The sequence below is a fragment of the Geobacillus sp. B4113_201601 genome (assembly GCF_001587475.1).
Classification (GTDB): Bacteria; Bacillota; Bacilli; order Bacillales; family Anoxybacillaceae; genus Geobacillus; species Geobacillus icigianus.
In genome coordinates, this window is sequence record NZ_LQYX01000100.1 from 5,426 (window position 1) to 5,924 (window position 499).

General features: G+C 56.5%; 1 protein-coding gene. It reads right to left on the bottom strand.

The features are described from left to right. Nucleotides 1–499: transposase (locus tag B4113_RS20735; protein WP_369802282.1), on the bottom strand; the 499-nt coding region annotated here is incomplete at both ends.

Sequence of the window (499 nt, forward strand, 5' to 3'; positions counted from 1 at the left end):
TCGAAGATGACATGGAGATGGTCCGGCGTCATCGGTTCATCCGCCTTCCAAGCCAGCCGCACCACCGCGTCATCAAGACCGTTGGGCGCGCCTTCGTAGCGGTAGACACGATAGCGCTCGCTCCCCACCGTGACGAGGCGGGTGTCGTTGGGCTCGAGATAGCGGGCGAACTTCTTCGCTTGGATGGCGATGCCTTTCGGATAGAGAATCCGGTTTGTCTTGAGCATGGCGATGACATGGAATCCTTGTTTCAGGCAGGCTTCGATGAGCGCTTGGGACGGATACCACGAATCCATGAGCACATACACCGGCTGAGCCCGTTTCCCCTTGAGCGAGGAAAGCATCTCGATCGCTAGGTCGATCTTGCTTCTTCCCGCCGTCTTGTCATACAGACGAAAGGCGAACGGAAACGCTTGCGAGAAAGTATGCACCATCAGCCAAACGAGCGAATGCCCCCAAACGGATTGATGATCTTTGTGCGAGTAGTGCCAATCACACC